Origin of the sequence: Streptococcus bovismuti (assembly GCF_042436615.2) — a bacterium.
GTDB lineage: Bacteria > Bacillota > Bacilli > Lactobacillales > Streptococcaceae > Streptococcus.
This window is the reverse complement of record NZ_JBHMFR020000001.1, coordinates 421377-440189: the sequence shown is the minus strand read 5'-3', so window position 1 is coordinate 440189 and position 18813 is coordinate 421377. Positions and strand designations below refer to the sequence as shown.

General features: G+C 40.5%; 20 protein-coding genes. All 20 read left to right on the top strand.

Annotated elements, in window-relative coordinates:
• The first annotated feature begins 100 nt into the window (after positions 1 to 100).
• The 20 genes from udk to ACERDH_RS02100 all read left to right on the top strand — a co-directional run bounded on the left by udk (position 101) and on the right by ACERDH_RS02100 (position 18686).
• Positions 101 to 739: a uridine kinase gene (gene udk / locus ACERDH_RS02195; RefSeq protein WP_001181376.1), complete on the top strand. Its 639-nt coding sequence runs from the start codon at positions 101 to 103 to the stop codon at positions 737 to 739.
• A gap of 127 nt (positions 740 to 866) precedes the next feature.
• On the top strand, positions 867 to 2207 hold the full coding sequence (gene xseA, locus ACERDH_RS02190) for an exodeoxyribonuclease VII large subunit (RefSeq protein WP_386683094.1): 1341 nt from the start codon (positions 867 to 869) through the stop codon (positions 2205 to 2207).
• On the top strand, positions 2185 to 2397 hold the full coding sequence (locus ACERDH_RS02185) for an exodeoxyribonuclease VII small subunit (protein ID WP_084865085.1): 213 nt from the start codon (positions 2185 to 2187) through the stop codon (positions 2395 to 2397). The genes xseA and ACERDH_RS02185 overlap by 23 nt, the downstream gene beginning before the upstream one ends.
• Entirely contained in the window at positions 2394 to 3269 is an 876-nt protein-coding gene (locus ACERDH_RS02180; RefSeq protein ID WP_386683098.1) for a polyprenyl synthetase family protein, read from the top strand. Before ACERDH_RS02185 ends, ACERDH_RS02180 begins: the two co-directional genes overlap by 4 nt.
• Positions 3262 to 4077, top strand: a complete 816-nt coding sequence (locus ACERDH_RS02175; RefSeq protein WP_386683101.1) for a TlyA family RNA methyltransferase — start codon at positions 3262 to 3264, stop codon at positions 4075 to 4077. Before ACERDH_RS02180 ends, ACERDH_RS02175 begins: the two co-directional genes overlap by 8 nt.
• A complete protein-coding gene (locus tag ACERDH_RS02170; RefSeq protein WP_020900686.1) occupies positions 4070 to 4501 on the top strand; it encodes an arginine repressor in 432 nt (143 codons plus the stop codon). Before ACERDH_RS02175 ends, ACERDH_RS02170 begins: the two co-directional genes overlap by 8 nt.
• A 6-nt stretch (positions 4502 to 4507) precedes the next feature.
• Complete coding sequence (gene recN / locus ACERDH_RS02165) at positions 4508 to 6175, top strand: DNA repair protein RecN (RefSeq protein WP_261266631.1); 1668 nt, start codon at positions 4508 to 4510, stop codon at positions 6173 to 6175.
• Between the two features lies 1 nt (position 6176).
• A complete protein-coding gene (locus ACERDH_RS02160) occupies positions 6177 to 6905 on the top strand; it encodes a metallophosphoesterase family protein (RefSeq protein ID WP_386683105.1) in 729 nt (242 codons plus the stop codon).
• A 78-nt stretch (positions 6906 to 6983) separates the two neighbouring features.
• A complete protein-coding gene (gene lepA, locus ACERDH_RS02155) occupies positions 6984 to 8807 on the top strand; it encodes a translation elongation factor 4 (RefSeq protein ID WP_001047207.1) in 1824 nt (607 codons plus the stop codon).
• A gap of 262 nt (positions 8808 to 9069) precedes the next feature.
• A complete protein-coding gene (locus ACERDH_RS02150) occupies positions 9070 to 9546 on the top strand; it encodes a PTS sugar transporter subunit IIA (RefSeq protein ID WP_192852012.1) in 477 nt (158 codons plus the stop codon).
• Positions 9547 to 9584: 38 nt separating this feature from the next.
• Positions 9585 to 9890: a PTS sugar transporter subunit IIB gene (locus ACERDH_RS02145; RefSeq protein WP_023942583.1), complete on the top strand. Its 306-nt coding sequence runs from the start codon at positions 9585 to 9587 to the stop codon at positions 9888 to 9890.
• A 46-nt stretch (positions 9891 to 9936) separates the two neighbouring features.
• A complete protein-coding gene (locus tag ACERDH_RS02140; RefSeq protein WP_261009937.1) occupies positions 9937 to 11412 on the top strand; it encodes a PTS galactitol transporter subunit IIC in 1476 nt (491 codons plus the stop codon).
• A gap of 101 nt (positions 11413 to 11513) precedes the next feature.
• Positions 11514 to 12410, top strand: coding sequence for an aldose 1-epimerase family protein (locus ACERDH_RS02135; RefSeq protein ID WP_386683111.1), 897 nt, complete (start codon positions 11514 to 11516; stop codon positions 12408 to 12410).
• A 267-nt stretch (positions 12411 to 12677) separates the two neighbouring features.
• The gene (lacA, locus tag ACERDH_RS02130) at positions 12678 to 13103 is read left to right on the top strand and encodes a galactose-6-phosphate isomerase subunit LacA (protein WP_000029277.1); all 426 of its coding nucleotides are present in this window, start codon (positions 12678 to 12680) and stop codon (positions 13101 to 13103) included.
• A 30-nt stretch (positions 13104 to 13133) separates the two neighbouring features.
• Complete coding sequence (gene lacB / locus ACERDH_RS02125; protein ID WP_261024734.1) at positions 13134 to 13649, top strand: galactose-6-phosphate isomerase subunit LacB; 516 nt, start codon at positions 13134 to 13136, stop codon at positions 13647 to 13649.
• A gap of 10 nt (positions 13650 to 13659) precedes the next feature.
• Entirely contained in the window at positions 13660 to 14589 is a 930-nt protein-coding gene (locus ACERDH_RS02120) for a tagatose-6-phosphate kinase (RefSeq protein ID WP_386683116.1), read from the top strand.
• A 1-nt stretch (position 14590) separates the two neighbouring features.
• Complete coding sequence (gene lacD / locus ACERDH_RS02115) at positions 14591 to 15571, top strand: tagatose-bisphosphate aldolase (RefSeq protein WP_001229114.1); 981 nt, start codon at positions 14591 to 14593, stop codon at positions 15569 to 15571.
• A 234-nt stretch (positions 15572 to 15805) separates the two neighbouring features.
• Positions 15806 to 16642, top strand: a complete 837-nt coding sequence (locus tag ACERDH_RS02110; protein WP_386683127.1) for a PRD domain-containing protein — start codon at positions 15806 to 15808, stop codon at positions 16640 to 16642.
• A gap of 35 nt (positions 16643 to 16677) precedes the next feature.
• A complete protein-coding gene (locus ACERDH_RS02105) occupies positions 16678 to 16995 on the top strand; it encodes a PTS lactose/cellobiose transporter subunit IIA (RefSeq protein ID WP_001078320.1) in 318 nt (105 codons plus the stop codon).
• The gene (locus tag ACERDH_RS02100) at positions 16995 to 18686 is read left to right on the top strand and encodes a lactose-specific PTS transporter subunit EIIC (protein ID WP_001037324.1); all 1692 of its coding nucleotides are present in this window, start codon (positions 16995 to 16997) and stop codon (positions 18684 to 18686) included. Before ACERDH_RS02105 ends, ACERDH_RS02100 begins: the two co-directional genes overlap by 1 nt.
• Positions 18687 to 18813 lie beyond the last annotated feature (127 nt).

Sequence of the window (18813 nt, the reverse complement as noted above, 5' to 3'; positions counted from 1 at the left end):
GGTGTAGGGAGTGTTGTTTCCCCTAGACTATCCAAATCAGACTATAAATTTTGCAAAAAATGTGATAGAATAGACGACGGATAAAAAAACGGAGGATAGCATGCAAAATAGACCAATCATTATCGGGGTGACAGGTGGTTCTGGTGGAGGTAAGACCAGTGTTTCAAGAGCCATTTTATCGCATTTCCCTGATGAAAAAATTTCCATGATTGAGCATGATTCATACTACAAGGATCAGTCTCATTTGACCTTTGAAGAGCGTGTCAAAACCAACTACGACCATCCTTTTGCCTTTGATACAGACTTGATGATTGAGCAGATTAAGGAATTGTTGGCAGGGCGTCCAGTGGATATTCCGACTTATGACTATACAGAGCATACACGAAGCAGCAAGACCTATCGTCAAGAGCCTCAAGATGTCTTTATCGTTGAGGGGATTTTGGTCTTGGAGGACAAGCGCCTGCGCGATTTGATGGATATCAAGATTTTTGTGGATACAGACGATGATGTGCGCATTATTCGTCGGATTAAGCGTGATATGGAAGAGCGTGGCCGCAGCCTTGATAGCGTTATTGACCAGTATTTAGGCGTTGTCAAGCCCATGTACCATCAGTTTATCGAACCAACCAAGCGTTATGCTGATATCGTCATTCCTGAAGGGGTCAGCAATACAGTGGCTATTGACCTGTTGACGACCAAGATTGCAAAGATTTTGGAAGAAGCTCGAAACAGTAAATAAACAGATGTGGAGGCCTTGCCTCCTTTTTCTATTTTTCCTTCATAATGGTACATAAATGGAGATTTTTAGGCATATTTTTGGTATAATAATACCCATGAAAGAGCAAGAAAATGAATAGTAGGTGGAGATGGAAAAGTATTTATCGGTAACAACTTTGACCAAGTATCTGAAAATGAAATTCGATAAAGACCCTTACTTGGAACGGGTCTATTTAACTGGTCAAGTTTCCAATTTTCGTAAACGACCTACTCACCAATATTTCTCCCTAAAGGATGACCATGCAGTTATTCAAGCGACCATCTGGTCTGGAATTTATCAGAAATTAGGTTTCGACCTGGAAGAAGGGATGAAAATCAATGTGATTGGGCGTGTGCAGGTCTATGAACCAAGTGGTAGCTACTCCATCATCATTGAAAAGGCAGAGCCTGATGGAGTTGGTGCGCTTGCGATTCAGTTTGAACAACTCAAGAAAAAACTAACAGAAGAAGGCCTGTTTCAAGAACGCTTCAAGCAACCTCTGCCCCAATTTTCTAAGAGAATTGGTGTGGTAACCAGTCGTAGTGGAGCCGTTATTCGAGATATTATCACGACCGTCAGCAGGCGATTCCCAGGTGTGGACATTCTTCTCTATCCGACCAAGGTTCAAGGTGAAGGGGCTGCGGAGGAAATTGCTCGAAATATTTCGCGTGCTAATGAACGTGACGATTTGGACTTGCTCATTATTGGTCGTGGTGGTGGTTCCATCGAGGATCTCTGGGCCTTTAACGAAGAAATTGTGGTGCGGGCTATTTTTGAATCTCGTCTGCCAGTTATTTCTAGTGTGGGGCATGAGACAGATGTGACCTTGGCGGATTTTGTGGCAGATAGAAGGGCTGCGACTCCAACAGCTGCAGCTGAACTGGCAACGCCTGTGACCAAGTTGGATCTATTAGCTCATTTGCAAAATCAGGAAAAACGGATGGCAACAGCAGTCCGAAATGTCCTATCTAAGAAACAAGAAGCTTTGAAAAAATGCAGTCAGTCTGTTATTTTTAGACAACCAGAGCGCTTGTATGATGGTTATTTGCAACGCTTGGATCAACTGCAATTGCGTTTGAAACAAAGTTTGCGAACACGGATTTCTGATAACAAACAGATAGTACAAGCAAGGACGCATCGACTAGTCCAATTATCGCCTGTTACTAAAATCCAACGTTATCAGGATCGGCTTGTACAATTGGATAAGCTCCTACGTAGCCAAATGGCTTTGGTTTATGATGCCAAGGTTGCTGAGGTCAAGAGACTTTCAGAAGCATTGCTTATGCTGGATACCAGTCGAATCGTGGCGCGTGGTTATGCTATTGTCAAAAAAGAAGAGTCCGTAGTTGATTCGGTTGGGAGTTTGAAGAAAAAAGACCAAGTGACGCTTTTGATGCGAGATGGTCGAGTAGAATTAGAGGTTAAAGATGTCAAAACAAAAGAAATTTGAGGAAAATCTAGCAGAACTGGAGGCCATTGTCCAAAGTTTGGAAAATGGTGAAATTGCTCTGGAAGATGCGATTGCTGCCTTTCAAAAGGGCATGGTCTTGTCAAAAGAGCTCCAAGCGACGCTGGACAAGGCTGAAAAGACCTTAGTTAAGGTCATGCAAGAAGATGGAACAGAAAGTGATTTTGAATGAAAAAGCAAGAAAAATTAGCTCTTGTCGAGTCAGCCTTGGAAGATTTTTATGGAGACCAGCAGTTTGCATCTAGTTTGCGAGAGTCTGTTCTCTATTCCATTCATGCTGGTGGCAAGCGTATTCGCCCTTTTCTCTTGTTGGAAGTTTTGGAAGCCTTGCAGGTCGCTATTAAATCTGCTCACGCGCAGGTGGCTGCGGCCTTGGAAATGATTCATACAGGGAGCTTGATTCATGATGATCTTCCTGCTATGGATGATGATGATTATCGTCGAGGGCGTTTGACCAATCATAAGAAATTTGGAGAAGCTATGGCCATTTTGGCAGGAGATGCTTTATTCCTAGATCCTTATGCTTTGATAGCGCAGGCAGATTTGCCAAGTCAGATCAAGGTGGACTTAATTGCCAACTTATCGCTTGCGTCAGGAAGTCTGGGCATGGTGGCAGGGCAAGTTTTGGATATGGAAGGTGAACACCAGCACTTGTCCTTGGAAGAACTTCAGACCATTCATGCTAATAAAACGGGAAAACTGCTAGCCTATCCCTTCCAAGCAGCTGCTATTATAGCCGAATTGGTACCTGAGATGCAGGCGAAGCTGAAAACTGTTGGGGAATTGATTGGACTTGCTTTTCAAGTTCGAGATGATGTACTGGATGTGACAGCTAGTTTTGAGGAAATTGGCAAGACACCTCAAAAGGATCTGCAGGCAGAAAAATCAACCTATCCAGCTTTGTTGGGCTTGAAAGAGGCTATTGCCTTTTGTAACCAAACTCTGGATAAAGCTAATGCCAAATTAGAAGAAATTGCTCAGCAGGTTCCCTTTGAAACAGAATCGATTGTAAGTGTAGTAGAAAGTTTGAGAATCAATGGCTAAGGAAAGAGTGGATGTACTAGCTTATAAACAGGGTTTGTTTGAGACACGAGAGCAGGCCAAGCGTGGTGTCATGGCTGGTCTAGTCGTAGCAGTCCTTAACGGAGAGCGTTTTGACAAGCCAGGAGAGAAAATTCCAGATGACACCGAGCTAAAACTCAAGGGCGAGAAACTCAAGTATGTCAGTCGTGGTGGTTTGAAACTGGAAAAGGCCTTGCAGGTCTTTGAATTATCAGTGGAAGGGGCAACAACGATTGATATCGGTGCCTCTACTGGAGGTTTTACCGATGTCATGTTGCAAAATGGTGCTGAGTTAGTCTTTGCGATTGATGTTGGTACTAATCAGTTGGCTTGGAAACTACGCCAAGACCCACGGGTTGTCAGCATGGAGCAGTTTAATTTCCGCTATGCAGAAAAGACTGATTTAGAAAAGGAACCGAGCTTTGCCAGTATTGATGTGAGTTTCATTTCCCTCAGTTTGATCCTTCCGGCCTTGCACCGTGTCTTGGCTGAACAAGGTCAGGTCGTGGCTTTGGTTAAGCCCCAGTTTGAGGCAGGACGTGAGCAGATTGGGAAAAATGGAATTATTCGCGATGCCAAGGTCCATCAGAAAGTCCTTGAATCTGTAACAGCTATGGCAGTAGAGGAAGGTTTTTCAGTCCTTGGTTTGGACTTTTCTCCCATCCAAGGTGGGCATGGAAATATTGAATTTTTAGCGTATTTGAAAAAAGAAGAGTCAGCAAGCAATCAGGTTCTTGCTGAGATTGAAGAAGTAGTAGAGAGGGCGCATAGTCAATTTAAAAATGAATAAAAAAGAGAGACTTGAAAAAATTAGACGATTTGTGACAGATTATCAAATCGGTACGCAAGAAGAAATTGTAGAACACTTGAAAGAAGCAGGAATCACTGCTACTCAGGCAACGGTATCACGGGATATCAAAGAACTAGGTATTGTCAAAATTCCTTTGAGAGACAACACCTATGTCTATGAATTGCCAAAATCAATCGTAAAAAGTCTGCAACTGGCTGAAGACAATATCGAATCGGCTGAATTGATGGATAAGATGATTAATCTCCAAGTCATCCCAGGAAATACAGCTTTTGTAAAAGCTCAGTTAATCGAGACTTTTGCGGACAAGATTTTTAGCTGTTTGGCTGATGATAGTTCGATTTTAGTCATTGCCAGAAGTGAAAGTCTAGCTGAGGAAATCTTTGAACAAGTAAAAAATTGGTAGGTCTATATGTTACTTGAAATTTCGATAAAAAACTTTGCCATTATTGAGGCTATTTCTCTCAATTTTGAAAAGGGGATGACTGTCCTGACTGGTGAAACGGGTGCAGGGAAGTCGATTATCATTGATGCCATGAATATGATGTTGGGAGCTCGTGCTACGACAGATGTTATTCGTCATGGTGCGCCAAAGGCAGAGATTGAGGGGCTTTTCTCAGTTGAGAATAGTCGCCTTTTACAGGAAATTTTTGATGAGCAAGGTTTGGAATTGGGGGATGAAATTATCATCCGTCGGGAAATTCTGCAAAATGGTCGTAGTATCAGCCGTGTGAATGGCCAGATGGTTAATCTGTCTGTTTTGCGTGCTATTGGGCAACATCTGGTGGATATTCATGGTCAACATGACCAAGAAGAGTTAATGCGTCCTCAACTGCACATCCAGATGTTGGATGAATTTGGCGATGCAGCTTTTTGGGACTTGAAAGAAACCTATCAAACGAGTTTTGATGCCTACCGTAAAATGCGTAAGCAGGTTCTGGAAGTCAAGAAAAACCAACAGGAACACAAGGCACGTATCGAAATGTTGGAATTTCAAATGGCAGAAATTGAGGCAGCTAACTTGCAAGCAGGGGAAGACTTGGCTCTTAATCAAGAGCGTGATAAACTGCTCAACCATAAAAATATTGCGGATACGCTGACCAATGCCTACAGCATGTTGGACAATGAAGATTTTTCAAGTCTAGCCAATGTTCGTTCAGCCATGAATAACATGGAAAGTGTCGAAGAGTATGACCCTGAATACCGTGAAATTTCGAGTTCTCTGTCTGAGACCTACTATGTCTTAGAAGATATTAGCAAACGTTTGGAAGCAATCATTGAGGATTTAGATTTTGATGGTAATCGTCTCATGCAGGTCGAGAATCGTTTGGACCTCCTTCATACCATTACTCGTAAGTATGGTGGGACTGTAGACGATGTCTTGCTTTATTTTGCTAAGATTACGGAAGAATACAACCTCTTGACAGGCAATAACCTCTCGTCTGAGGACATGGAAGCTGAGCTCAAGAAATTGGAAGTCAATCTTGTCGATTTGGCAGGCCAGCTTGCATCTGCTCGTCATGATTTGGCTCAGCAGCTTGAAGATGAGATTAAACAGGAACTGCAAGATCTTTATATGGAAAAAGCTCAGTTTCAGGTTCGTTTTAGCAAGGGCAAATTCAGTCGTGAAGGCAATGAAATGGTCGAGTTTTACATTTCAACCAACCCTGGCGAAGATTTTAAACCCTTGGTCAAGGTTGCGTCTGGCGGGGAATTATCTCGTCTCATGTTAGCCATTAAGTCTGCCTTTTCTCGTAAAGAGGGCAAGACAAGTATTGTCTTTGATGAAGTAGATACGGGAGTTTCAGGTCGTGTAGCTCAGGCCATTGCACAGAAGATTCACAAGATTGGCCAACATGGGCAGGTTCTGGCTATTTCCCATTTGCCACAAGTGATTGCGATTGCGGATTATCAATTCTTTATTGAGAAGATTAGCAATGACCATTCAACAGTTTCGACTGTTCGTCTCTTGACGGTTGAAGAGCGAGTGGAAGAAGTTGCTAAGATGTTGGCAGGTGATGATGTGACGGAAGCAGCCCTGACGCAAGCCAGAGAATTGTTGAGAAACAGGGAGAAGTAAGATGACAAACTATTATGTGATTGGAGATGTTCACGGAAAAGCTGGGATGCTGGAAGACCTTCTCAAAACATGGGATGGTCAGACCCAGTTGCTCTTTCTAGGGGATTTGATTGACCGTGGTGAGGATAGTCGCCGTGTTTTAGAAATGGTCAAGGACTTGGTGGACAATCAAGGGGCTATCTGTTTATCAGGAAACCACGAGTATATGTTTTTGACATGGCTTGATGATCCTGAAGAAAGCTATGATCACTATCGCCGTAATGGTGGAGATACAACCATTAACTCTATCCTAGGTCGTCCCTTGGATGCACCAGTTGATGGAGTTGAGGATGCCAAGCGTGTTGCCACTGAAGCGGCAGATTTGGTCGAATTTATTCGTCAAATGCCTTTTGTGGTAGAGACAGATAAGTATATCTTTGTACATGCTGGTATTGATTTGACCTTGGATGACTGGCATGAAACCACAGATTATAAAAAAGTCTGGCTTAGAAAACCATTCCACGAAGCGAAAAATCATACTGGAAAAACCATTATCTTTGGACATACACCGGTTTATGGTTTGTTAAAGCAAGAACGAGGTACAGCTGAGCTTTGGACTACAGAAGATGGCAAGATTGGAATGGATGGAGGAGCTGTTTATGGTGGTGTCCTTCACGGTATTGTCTTTACAGACCAAGGGATGACAGAACATCACTTTATCGAAAATGACGGCTTTGTCGCTGAAGATTAGTACTCCTAGCAGGGTATGGTCTTGTCAAAATGTCAAAAACAATTTATAATAAATAGATACCCTGAAAGGAAGAGAATCATGAACTTAGAAGAATTGAAAAAACGACAGGAGAAGATCCGTAACTTCTCTATTATCGCCCATATTGACCACGGGAAATCAACTCTAGCAGACCGCATTTTAGAAAAAACAGAGACGGTTTCAAGTCGAGAAATGCAGGCCCAGCTTTTGGATAGCATGGACTTAGAGCGGGAACGTGGGATTACCATTAAGTTGAATGCCATCGAGTTGAATTACACTGCAAAAGATGGGGAAACCTATATCTTCCACTTGATTGACACGCCGGGGCACGTTGACTTTACCTATGAAGTTTCGCGTTCGCTAGCTGCCTGTGAGGGAGCGATTTTGGTGGTTGATGCTGCCCAAGGAATTGAGGCTCAAACCCTTGCCAACGTTTATCTAGCCTTGGACAATGATTTGGAAATCATGCCAGTCATTAATAAAATTGACCTGCCAGCAGCAGATCCTGAGCGCGTGCGTACAGAGATTGAAGATGTCATTGGTTTGGATGCCAGTGAAGCAGTTTTGGCTTCTGCCAAGGCTGGTATCGGTATCGAGGAAATCCTCGAGCAAATCGTAGAAAAAGTACCAGCACCAACGGGTGATGTAACGGCGCCACTTAAGGCCTTAATTTTCGACTCTGTTTACGATGCCTACCGTGGGGTTATTCTTCAAGTGCGTGTCATGGATGGGGTGGTCAAACCTGGCGATAAGATTCAACTTATGAGCAATGGCAAGACTTTTGATGTGACAGAAGTTGGTATTTTTACACCCAAAGCAGTTGGTCGTGATTTCCTTGCGACTGGTGACGTTGGTTATATTGCGGCGTCTATCAAGACGGTTCAGGACACTCGTGTGGGTGATACCGTTACCTTGGCAACCAATCCTGCGGCAGAGCCACTACATGGCTACAAGCAGATGAATCCTATGGTCTTTGCGGGTCTATATCCAATTGAATCAAACAAGTACAATGATCTGCGTGAAGCCCTTGAAAAATTACAACTGAATGATGCTAGTCTCCAATTTGAACCAGAAACATCTCAGGCACTTGGATTTGGTTTCCGTTGTGGTTTCCTTGGACTTCTCCATATGGATGTTATCCAAGAGCGTTTGGAACGCGAGTTCAACATCGACCTCATCATGACAGCGCCATCTGTTATTTATAAAGTTAATTTGACCGACGGTGAGTCTATGGATGTGTCGAACCCATCTGAGTTTCCAGACCCAACTAAGATTGCGACCATTGAAGAGCCTTATGTTAAGGCGCAAATAATGGTACCGCAAGAGTTTGTTGGAGCAGTGATGGAATTGGCTCAGCGCAAGCGTGGAGACTTCGTGACTATGGACTATATTGATGATAACCGTGTCAATGTTATCTATCAAATTCCACTTGCTGAAATCGTATTTGACTTCTTTGATAAGCTTAAGTCATCTACTCGTGGTTATGCAAGCTTTGACTACGAATTGTCAGAGTACCGCCCATCTAAGCTAGTGAAAATGGATATCCTTCTCAATGGAGACAAGGTGGATGCCCTCAGCTTTATCGTTCACAAGGACTTTGCTTATGAACGTGGGAAACTCATCGTTGATAAGCTTAAGAAAATCATCCCTCGCCAACAATTTGAGGTTCCAATTCAAGCAGCTATTGGACACAAGATTGTGGCTCGTACTGATATCAAGGCCCTTCGTAAGAACGTACTTGCTAAATGTTATGGTGGTGACGTTTCGCGTAAGCGCAAACTCCTTGAAAAACAAAAAGCTGGTAAGAAACGTATGAAAGCTATCGGATCAGTAGAAGTTCCACAAGAAGCCTTTCTTAGCGTCTTGAGCATGGATGAGGAATAAGTTATCATAATTGTTTTTCTTGTTAACAGGAAATTTACAGAAGAATCAATAGTAAAACAGGCTTAAATAGGCCTGTTTTTTGCATTTATAATAGGATTAAATCGTTTAAAGTGTTTGTTTTAAATGTTTGTTTTGGTTGTAAAGATAAAAAATAAACAAAATAATCAAAAAAAGGACAAAAAACAACAAAAAATTATTGACAACGGTTTCATATAGTGTTATACTTATAGTATAAAGTTAATGGAAAGAAGGGAAAAACCTTATGGGATTAGATCATTTCTTTGACAAAAACCTTGTGTTTTGCTTAGAAGCGGATAATCAAGAACATCTCTTTGATCAGGTAGCAACTTTATTGGAAGAACGAGAAATCGTGACTCCAACTTATCGTGAAGCCTTGATCACGCGTGAAAAGTCATTTCCGACTGGCTTAGATATGGAATTTTTGGGTAAGGATTTGCCGAATGTGGCTATTCCTCATACAGATATTGTTCATAATCTAGCTGAAAAAGTTGTGGTCGTTCGATTGGATAAACCGGTGACTTTCCACAATATGATTGCCCCAGATAAGGAAGTAGAAGTATCTTTACTCTTCTTTATCATTAATAACTCAAGTTCAAGTCAAACAAACATTCTTGCTCAGTTGATGGACTTCTTTACTGGAAATGGTCATCTTGAAGACCTGTCAAAAATTTCTGAACCTGAAGCCCTCTATGCTTATATAGCTGAAGCAACCACATAATCTTGTCTATTAAAAATATAAAATCGGAGGAAATCCATATGATTAAAATTCTTGCTGCCTGCGGTGCAGGTGTTAACTCAAGCCACCAAATTAAAAGTGCTCTTGAAGAAGAACTTTCAAACCGCGGTTTTGATGTTCACTGTGATGCAGTCATGGTTAAAGACGTTAACGAAGATCTTATCAAAGGTTATGACATCTTCACACCAATTGCTGCGACAGATCTTGGTTTTGAACCAGGTATTCCAGTTATTGAGGCTGGACCAATCTTATTCCGTATCCCAGCAATGAGTGCTCCAGTATTTGACAATATTGAAGCAGCTATTAAAGAACACGGATTAAGCTAATTCTAATTTGTTAACATTCATATAACATAAAAAGGGAGGAACTGTTATGGATGCAATCTTTGACCTAATCAAAAAGGTCTTTACACCCGTCTTAGATATGGGTGGTCCTGTCATTATGTTGATCATTTTGACAATATTGGCTCTACTTTTTGGAGTGAAATTCTCCAAAGCGCTTGAAGGTGGTATCAAACTTGCCATCGCTCTTACAGGTATCGGTGCCATCATCGGTATGCTAAATGGTGCTTTCTCAGCATCACTTGCAAAATTCGTTGAGAATACTGGTATCCAATTGAGTATCACTGACGTTGGTTGGGCACCACTTGCTACAATCACTTGGGGATCTGCTTGGACACTTTACTTCTTGCTTATCATGTTGATTGTCAACGTAGTGATGCTTGCTATGAAGAAAACTGATACACTTGACGTTGATATCTTCGATATTTGGCACTTGTCTATCACAGGTCTTTTGATTAAATGGTATGCTGACAACAATGGTGTGAGCCAAGGGGTTTCACTTTTGATTGCTACAGCAGCTATCGTACTTGTTGGTGTGTTGAAAATTATCAACTCTGACTTGATGAAACCTACATTTGATGACCTTCTTAACGCACCAAGTTCATCACCAATGACATCAACTCACATGAACTACATGATGAACCCAGTTATCATGGTTTTGGATAAGATTTTTGAAAAATTCTTCCCAGGTCTTGATAAATATGACTTTGATGCTGCTAAATTGAACAAAAAAATCGGTTTCTGGGGATCTAAATTCTTTATCGGTTTTATCCTTGGTATCGTTATCGGTATTATGGGAACTCCACATCCAATTGAAGGGGTTGCAGATGCAGATAAATGGCGTCTTGTTATCAAAGGATGGTTGTCTCTTGGTTTGACTGCCGGTGTATCTTTGGAACTCTTCTCACTTATCGGTTCATGGTTCATCGCAGCCGTAGAACCACTATCACAAGGTATTACAAACGTTGCTACTAAACGTCTTCAAGGACGTAAATTCAACATCGGTCTTGACTGGCCATTCATCGCTGGTCGTGCTGAAATCTGGGCTTGTGCTAACGTGCTTGCACCAATCATGTTGATTGAAGCGGTGCTTCTTTCAAAAGTCGGAAATGGTATCTTGCCACTTGCAGGTATCATCGCAATGGGTGTTACTCCAGCTCTCTTGGTTGTAACACGTGGTAAATTGCTCCGTATGATTATCTTCGGAACACTCTTGTTGCCACTCTTCCTTCTTTCAGGTACACTTATTGCACCATTTGCAACAGAACTTGCTAAAGGTGTAGGTGCCTTCCCAGCAGGTGTGAGCGAAACTCAATTGATCACTCACTCAACTCTTGAAGGACCAATCGAAAAACTTCTTGGTTGGACAATTGGTAACACTACAACTGGTGATATCAAAGCAATCCTTGGTGCTGTAGTCTTCCTTGTATTCTATATCGGTATCTTTGCATGGTACAGAAAACAAATGATCAAACGTAACGAAGAGTACGCAGCAAAAGCAAAATAATGCGCTCCTATAAAATGTAAATTGTTAAAGCTAGGTTGTCGAAATCCAATTAGGAGTGACAGCCTAGTTTTTTATAAACTATCAAGAAATCGGAGAAAATAATGGTAATTGAATTAAAATCAGAACAATTAAGAGTTAAATTTAACAGTTTTGGTGGTGCTCTTTCTTCTATAAAAGATGCTGAGGGACTGGAGTATTTGTGGCAAGGGGATGCTACTTATTGGAGTGGACAAGCTCCTGTTCTCTTTCCCATTTGTGGTTCTTTGAGAGAGGATACAGCCTTCTACATTGATGAGAATGGGAAAGAAAGCCAAGGAAACATTCCTCGTCATGGTTTGGTTCGTAAGAAAGAGTTTGAATTAGTTGAACAGACAGACAAGAGTGTAACTTTTGCAATTGAAGACGATGAGAATAGCTATCAAAATTATCCTTATCATTTCCGCCTAGAGATCACTTATAGCCTTTCTGGCAAAACAGTACGAACTCAATACAAAATCTTTAATAAAGAAACTAACAAGGTCATGCCTTACTTTATAGGTGGACATCCAGGATTTAATTGCCCCTTACTGGATGATGAAGTCTATGAAGATTACTATTTAGAGTTTGAGAAAGAAGAGACTTGCTCTGTTCCACGTCCTTTCCCAGAAACAGGTATGTTGGATTTCCATGATAGAAGTCCATGGCTAGAAGGTCAAAAAGAATTAGACCTCAGCTATGATCTTTTCAGTATAGATGCAGTTACTTTAGATGAATTACAATCTAGAACAATTGCTCTTCGTTCTCGTAAACATGATAAGGGATTGAAAGTGCACTTTGCAGAGTTTTCAAATCTCATTATCTGGTCAACTTTAAATAAAGGACCTTTCATTGCTTTTGAACCATGGTCTGGCTTGTCAACATCCCTTGAAGAAGGAGATCATCTCGAAGATAAGAAGAATGTTCGTCTCCTAGAACCTGGTCAAGTAGATCAAATTGGTTTTGATATCGAAATTTTTTAGTTAAAAAAACACAAAAACAAACACTAACTGTTGACTTTTTTAGGAAATAGGAGTATATTATGTTTGTAACAAACAAATAATCACTTGTTATATTTTCTTTCGTGGAGAAAGATTATTTCTAGGAAACTGTTTTCCTAAACTTGAATAAGGTGTGTAATTCATCTCGTTCAATCCAATTTGTCAATAAACTGCTAGAAAGCTTTTGTAGGTAAACTGCTAACCATAAAAGATTTTACTAGCCTAGAAAAATAAAAAGGAGTATACAATATGTCTATTGTTATCGGTGCAGATGCTGCAGGTTTGAGATTGAAAGAAGTTGTGAAAGACTTCTTGGAAAAAGAAAACTTCCACGTTGTGGATGTTACAGCTGAAGGTCAAGACTTTGTTGATGTGACTCTTGCTGTTGCTGCAGAAGTAAACAAAGAAGAACAAAACCTTGGTATCGTGATTGATGCTTATGGAGCTGGTCCATTTATGGTTGCAACAAAAATCAAAGGAATGGTTGCTGCAGAAGTATCTGACGAGCGTTCAGCTTATATGACTCGTGGTCACAACAACTCACGTATGATCACTATGGGTGCACAACTTGTTGGTGATGAATTGGCTAAAAACATAGCTAAAGGATTTGTTAACGGTAAATACGATGGTGGACGTCACCAGATTCGTGTCGACATGTTGAACAAAATGTGCTAATTAGATTACAGTAAGAAAGGTAAGTTAAAAATGAGAATTGCAATTGGATGTGACCACATCGTAACAGATGAAAAAATGGCGGTTTCAGAATTTTTGAAATCAAAAGGATATGAAGTCATTGACTTTGGTACATATGACCATACACGTACTCACTACCCAATCTTTGGTAAAAAAGTAGGGGAGGCTGTAACTAGTGGTCAAGCTGATCTTGGGGTATGTATCTGTGGTACTGGTGTTGGTATTAACAACGCTGTAAATAAAGTTCCAGGTGTCCGTTCTGCCTTAGTTCGTGATATGACAACAGCCCTTTATGCTAAAGAACAATTGAACGCTAACGTTATTGGTTTTGGTGGTAAGATTACTGGTGAATTGCTCATGTGTGATATCATCGAAGCTTTCATCCATGCTGAATACAAACCATCTGAAGAAAACAAAAGATTGATTGCAAAAATTGAACACGTTGAAAGTCACAATGCTCAACAAACAGACGCAAACTTCTTCACTGAATTCCTTGAAAAATGGGATCGCGGAGAATACCACGACTAAGAGGTGACCTATGATTTTAACAGTCACAATGAACCCATCCATTGATATTTCCTATCCCTTGGATGAGTTAAAGATTGATACTGTCAATCGTGTGGTGGATGTAACCAAAACGGCTGGTGGTAAAGGACTCAATGTTACTCGTGTACTTTCAGAGTTTGGTGATTCTGTCCTTGCTACTGGTTTAGTGGGTGGCAAACTTGGTGAGTTTTTGGTTGAACATATCGATGATCAAGTAAAAAAAGATTTCTTTTCAATTCAGGGAGAAACTCGGAACTGTATCGCTATTCTCCATGGAGACAACCAAACAGAAGTTCTTGAAAAAGGTCCTGAAGTATTGAAACAGGAAGGTCAAGGCTTTTTAGAACATTTCAAAAAACTCTTGGAGTCAGTTGAAGTAGTAGCTATCTCAGGTAGTCTGCCAGCTGGCCTTCCAGTTGATTACTATGCGAGCTTGGTAGAACTTGCTAATCAAGCTGGCAAGTCTGTAGTCTTGGACTGCTCTGGTGCGGCTCTTCAGGCGGTTCTTGAATCACCACATAAACCAACAGTCATCAAACCAAATAATGAGGAATTGTCTCAGCTTCTAGGAAGAGAAGTTTCTGAGAATTTGGATGAATTAAAAGAAGTTCTTCAAGAACCTTTGTTTGCAGGGATTGAATGGATTATCGTTTCGCTTGGTGCTAATGGTGCTTTTGCCAAACATGGTGACACTTTCTACAAGGTAGATATTCCTAGAATTCAGGTAGTCAACCCTGTTGGCTCTGGAGATTCTACTGTAGCTGGGATTTCTTCAGGACTACTTCATAAAGAATCGGATTCAGAATTACTCATCAAGGCAAATGTCCTTGGTATGCTCAATGCTCAAGAAAAAATGACTGGTCATGTCAACATGGCCAACTATCAAGCTCTATATGATCAATTAATAGTAAAAGAGGTATAAAATGGCTTTAACAGAACAAAAACGTGCACGCTTAGAAAAACTTTCTGATGAAAATGGTATCATCTCAGCTCTTGCATTTGACCAACGTGGTGCTTTGAAACGCCTCATGGCTCAACACCAAACAGAAGAACCAACTGTAGCTCAAATGGAAGAACTTAAAGTCTTGGTAGCAGATGAATTGACTAAATATGCTTCATCTATGCTTCTTGACCCTGAGTATGGACTTCCAGCAACTAAAGCTCTTGATGAAAAAGCTGGTCTTCTCCTTGCCTATGAAAAAACAGGTTATGACACAACAAGCACAAAACGCTTGCCTGACTGCTTGGATGTTTGGTCTGCAAAACGTATTAAAGAAGAAGGTGCAGATGCAGTTAAATTCTTGCTTTACTATGATGTAGATAGCTCAGACGAACTCAACCAAGAAAAACAAGCTTACATCGAACGTATCGGTTCTGAATGTGTGGCTGAAGATATCCCATTCTTCCTTGAAATCCTAGCTTACGATGAAAAAATTGCTGACGCAGGTTCTGTAGAATACGCTAAAGTAAAACCACACAAAGTTATCGGTGCTATGAAAGTCTTCTCAGACCCACGCTTTAACATTGATGTCTTGAAAGTAGAAGTTCCTGTTAACATTAAATATGTTGAAGGCTTTGCTGAAGGTGAAGTAGTTTATACACGTGAAGAAGCAGCAGCCTTCTTCAAAGCACAAGATGAAGCAACTAACTTGCCATACATCTACTTGAGTGCTGGTGTATCAGCTAAACTCTTCCAAGATACTCTTGTATTTGCCCATGAATCAGGTGCAAACTTTAACGGAGTTCTTTGTGGCCGTGCTACATGGGCTGGATCAGTTGAAGCTTACATCAAAGATGGTGAAGCTGCAGCTCGCGAATGGCTTCGCACAACTGGTTTTGAAAACATTGACGAACTCAACAAAGTTCTTCAAACAACAGCGACTTCATGGAAAGAACGCGTGTAAGCAAGTCCTCCTAGGTTAGGAACATGAATCTAAAAAAATTTTAAAAAAAGTTTTATGTAAAGGTTTACAAAATAACTTACTTGTGCTATACTTAAATCACAAGTTAATACAAGGTGAGTGTTACTAAGTAATATTAGGCATGATCACAGGTGAATTAGAAATCGGCTGATTTTCTAGTTCATTTGTGGTCATTTTTTGTATTAATATACCTTTAAGATATAAAAGGAGGTTGACATGTATCGAATTCTAAATCCAATAAATCATAATGTTTCGCTTGTTAGGAATGATAAAGGAGAAGAAGTGATTGTAATTGGTAAGGGGATTGCATTTGGAAAGAGGAAGGGAGATTTGATTACTGAACAGCATATTGAGAAAATCTTTCGGATGAAGACAGAAGAGTCAAGAGAAAACTTTATGGCTCTCCTCAAAGATGTTCCGCTTGATTTTATCACAGTGACCTATGAAATCATTGATAAGCTATCAAAGAAATATCATTATCCAATTCAAGAGTATCTCTACGTAACCTTGACAGATCATATTTACTGTTCTTACCAAGCTCTAGCACAAGGAAGGTACAAGGATAGTAATCTGCCAGATATTTCCACTAAGTATCCTGTCGCTTTTCAAATCGCAAATGAAGCCTTTGAAATTTACCGTCAGAAGCTAGCAGATCATTTTCCTGAGGACGAAATTATTCGGATTGCTTATCATTTCATTAATGCCGAAGGTGAAAATGAAGTGGAACTTGTGGAGTCGATTGATAAGAGGAAAGAAATTCTCAGGAATGTTGAAGAAGTTTTAACGGACTATGCAATTCAACGAACCAAAGAGAATAATCATTTCTATGATCGTTTTATGATACATTTGAATTATTTCTTGGATTATTTAGACAGATCTAGAGATGATAACCAATCACTTCTGGATATGGAAGATCATATTAAACAATCCTATCCAAAAGCGTTCGAGATTGGTTCCAAGATCTATGATGTGATTACGCAACATACGGGTCTTGATTTGTATAAAAGTGAACGAGTTTATCTAGTTCTACATATCCAACGTTTATTGTCATAAAAATTTAATTAAAAATACCTAAGGAGAATTCTATCATGAATAGAGAAGAAGTAACATTGTTAGGTTTTGAAATCGTAGCCTATGCTGGCGATGCTCGTTCAAAACTATTGGAAGCCTTGAAAGCTGCTGAAGCTGGCGATTTTGCGAAAGCAGATAGCTTAGTCGAGGAAGCTGGTTCTTGCATTGCAGAGGCTCACCACGCGCAAACAAGTCTATTGGCTAAGGAAGCTTCAGGTGAGGACTTAGCCTATAGTGTAACCATGATGCATGGCCAAGACCACTTGATGACAACTATCTTATTAAAAGATTTGATGCACCATTTAATTGAACTCTACAAGAGAGGAGTTAAGTAATGAATAAATTAATTGCATTTATTGAGAAAGGAAAGCCTTTCTTTGAGAAACTATCTCGTAATATCTACCTTCGTGCCATTCGTGATGGTTTCATTGCAGGTATGCCTGTTATTCTCTTCTCAAGTATTTTTATCTTGATTGCCTTTGTACCAAACTCATGGGGCTTTAAATGGTCTGATGAAGTTGTAGCCTTTCTGATGAAACCTTATAGCTATTCTATGGGTATTCTGGCTCTCTTGGTAGCTGGTACAACAGCTAAGTCATTGACTGACTCAGTAAACCGTAGCATGGAGAAAACCAATCAAATCAACTATATGTCAACACTGTTAGCAGCGATTGTTGGTTTGTTGATGTTGGCAGCTGATCCTATCGAAAATGGCCTAGCTACTGGATTCTTGGGGACAAAAGGTTTGCTTTCAGCCTTCCTTGCTGCCTTTGTTACTGTAGCCATCTATAAGGTTTGTGTTAAGAACAACGTCACTATTCGTATGCCTGACGAAGTTCCACCTAATATCTCACAAGTTTTTAAAGATGTGATTCCATTCACTCTATCAGTTGTTTCTCTTTATGCTCTTGATTTACTAGCTCGTCATTTTGTTGGTGCAAGCGTAGCTGAATCAATCGGTAAATTCTTTGCACCATTATTCTCTGCTGCTGATGGTTATCTAGGTATTACGATTATCTTTGGTGCCTTTGCTTTCTTCTGGTTTGTTGGGATCCATGGTCCATCTATCGTTGAACCAGCTATCGCAGCTATTACCTATGCCAATGCCGAAGTCAACTTGAACCTTCTCCAACAAGGTATGCACGCTGACAAGATTCTTACTTCTGGTACACAAATGTTTATCGTTACCATGGGTGGTACTGGTGCGACACTGGTTGTTCCATTCATGTTCATGTGGTTAACAAAATCTAAACGTAACCGTGCAATCGGTCGTGCTTCAGTAGTCCCAACATTCTTTGGTGTAAATGAACCAATCTTGTTTGGTGCACCACTTGTATTAAACCCAATCTTCTTCATTCCATTTATCTTTGCTCCAATCGCAAACGTTTGGATCTTCAAATTCTTTATTGAAACACTTGGAATGAACTCATTTACTGCTAATCTACCATGGACAACTCCAGCTCCACTAGGTCTAGTTCTTGGTACGAACTTCCAAGTTCTATCATTCATTCTTGCTGCCCTTCTAATCGTGGTTGACGTAGTCATTTACTATCCATTCCTTAAAGTATATGATGAACAAATTCTTGAAGAAGAGCGTTCAGGTAAATCTAATGATGAATTGAAAGAAAAAGTTGCCGCAAACTTCAACACTGCAAAAGCAGATGCTATTCTTGAAAAAGCTGGTGTAGAAGCAGCACAAAATACAATCACTGAAGAAACAAATGTCCTCGTTCTCTGTGCAGGTGGAGGGACAAGTGGACTTCTTGCGAATGCTTTGAATAAGGCAGCTGCAGAATACAATGTTCCTGTGAAAGCAGCAGCAGGTGGCTATGGTGCTCACCGTGAAATGTTGCCAGAGTTTGATCTTGTTATCCTTGCCCCTCAAGTTGCTTCAAACTTTGAAGACATGAAAGCAGAAACAGATAAGCTCGGTATTAAACTAGCGAAAACAGAAGGCGCTCAATACATCAAATTAACTCGTGATGGAAAAGGTGCTCTTGCATTCGTACAAGCTCAATTCGATTAACGATAGGGACTGTGAAACAGTCTCCTATCGTTACGGCAATCGCTATGGCGAATTTCCTAATCGCCTTGTTAATTCGTCGGTAAAAAGCTATCGTTTTTACCTCCTCATGTCACAATTCGATTAATAA

Coding starts and splice junctions, on each gene's coding strand:
- ACERDH_RS02105 (WP_001078320.1), top strand. CDS start 16,678: ATGAATAGAGAAGAAGTAACATTGTTAGGTTTTGAAATCGTAGCCTAT.
- ACERDH_RS02170 (WP_020900686.1), top strand. CDS start 4,070: ATGAATAAAAAAGAGAGACTTGAAAAAATTAGACGATTTGTGACAGAT.
- lacB (WP_261024734.1), top strand. CDS start 13,134: ATGAGAATTGCAATTGGATGTGACCACATCGTAACAGATGAAAAAATG.
- ACERDH_RS02160 (WP_386683105.1), top strand. CDS start 6,177: ATGACAAACTATTATGTGATTGGAGATGTTCACGGAAAAGCTGGGATG.
- udk (WP_001181376.1), top strand. CDS start 101: ATGCAAAATAGACCAATCATTATCGGGGTGACAGGTGGTTCTGGTGGA.
- ACERDH_RS02175 (WP_386683101.1), top strand. CDS start 3,262: ATGGCTAAGGAAAGAGTGGATGTACTAGCTTATAAACAGGGTTTGTTT.
- ACERDH_RS02185 (WP_084865085.1), top strand. CDS start 2,185: ATGTCAAAACAAAAGAAATTTGAGGAAAATCTAGCAGAACTGGAGGCC.
- xseA (WP_386683094.1), top strand. CDS start 867: ATGGAAAAGTATTTATCGGTAACAACTTTGACCAAGTATCTGAAAATG.
- ACERDH_RS02100 (WP_001037324.1), top strand. CDS start 16,995: ATGAATAAATTAATTGCATTTATTGAGAAAGGAAAGCCTTTCTTTGAG.
- ACERDH_RS02120 (WP_386683116.1), top strand. CDS start 13,660: ATGATTTTAACAGTCACAATGAACCCATCCATTGATATTTCCTATCCC.
- ACERDH_RS02140 (WP_261009937.1), top strand. CDS start 9,937: ATGGATGCAATCTTTGACCTAATCAAAAAGGTCTTTACACCCGTCTTA.
- ACERDH_RS02110 (WP_386683127.1), top strand. CDS start 15,806: ATGTATCGAATTCTAAATCCAATAAATCATAATGTTTCGCTTGTTAGG.
- ACERDH_RS02180 (WP_386683098.1), top strand. CDS start 2,394: ATGAAAAAGCAAGAAAAATTAGCTCTTGTCGAGTCAGCCTTGGAAGAT.
- lepA (WP_001047207.1), top strand. CDS start 6,984: ATGAACTTAGAAGAATTGAAAAAACGACAGGAGAAGATCCGTAACTTC.
- lacD (WP_001229114.1), top strand. CDS start 14,591: ATGGCTTTAACAGAACAAAAACGTGCACGCTTAGAAAAACTTTCTGAT.
- ACERDH_RS02150 (WP_192852012.1), top strand. CDS start 9,070: ATGGGATTAGATCATTTCTTTGACAAAAACCTTGTGTTTTGCTTAGAA.
- recN (WP_261266631.1), top strand. CDS start 4,508: ATGTTACTTGAAATTTCGATAAAAAACTTTGCCATTATTGAGGCTATT.
- ACERDH_RS02145 (WP_023942583.1), top strand. CDS start 9,585: ATGATTAAAATTCTTGCTGCCTGCGGTGCAGGTGTTAACTCAAGCCAC.
- ACERDH_RS02135 (WP_386683111.1), top strand. CDS start 11,514: ATGGTAATTGAATTAAAATCAGAACAATTAAGAGTTAAATTTAACAGT.
- lacA (WP_000029277.1), top strand. CDS start 12,678: ATGTCTATTGTTATCGGTGCAGATGCTGCAGGTTTGAGATTGAAAGAA.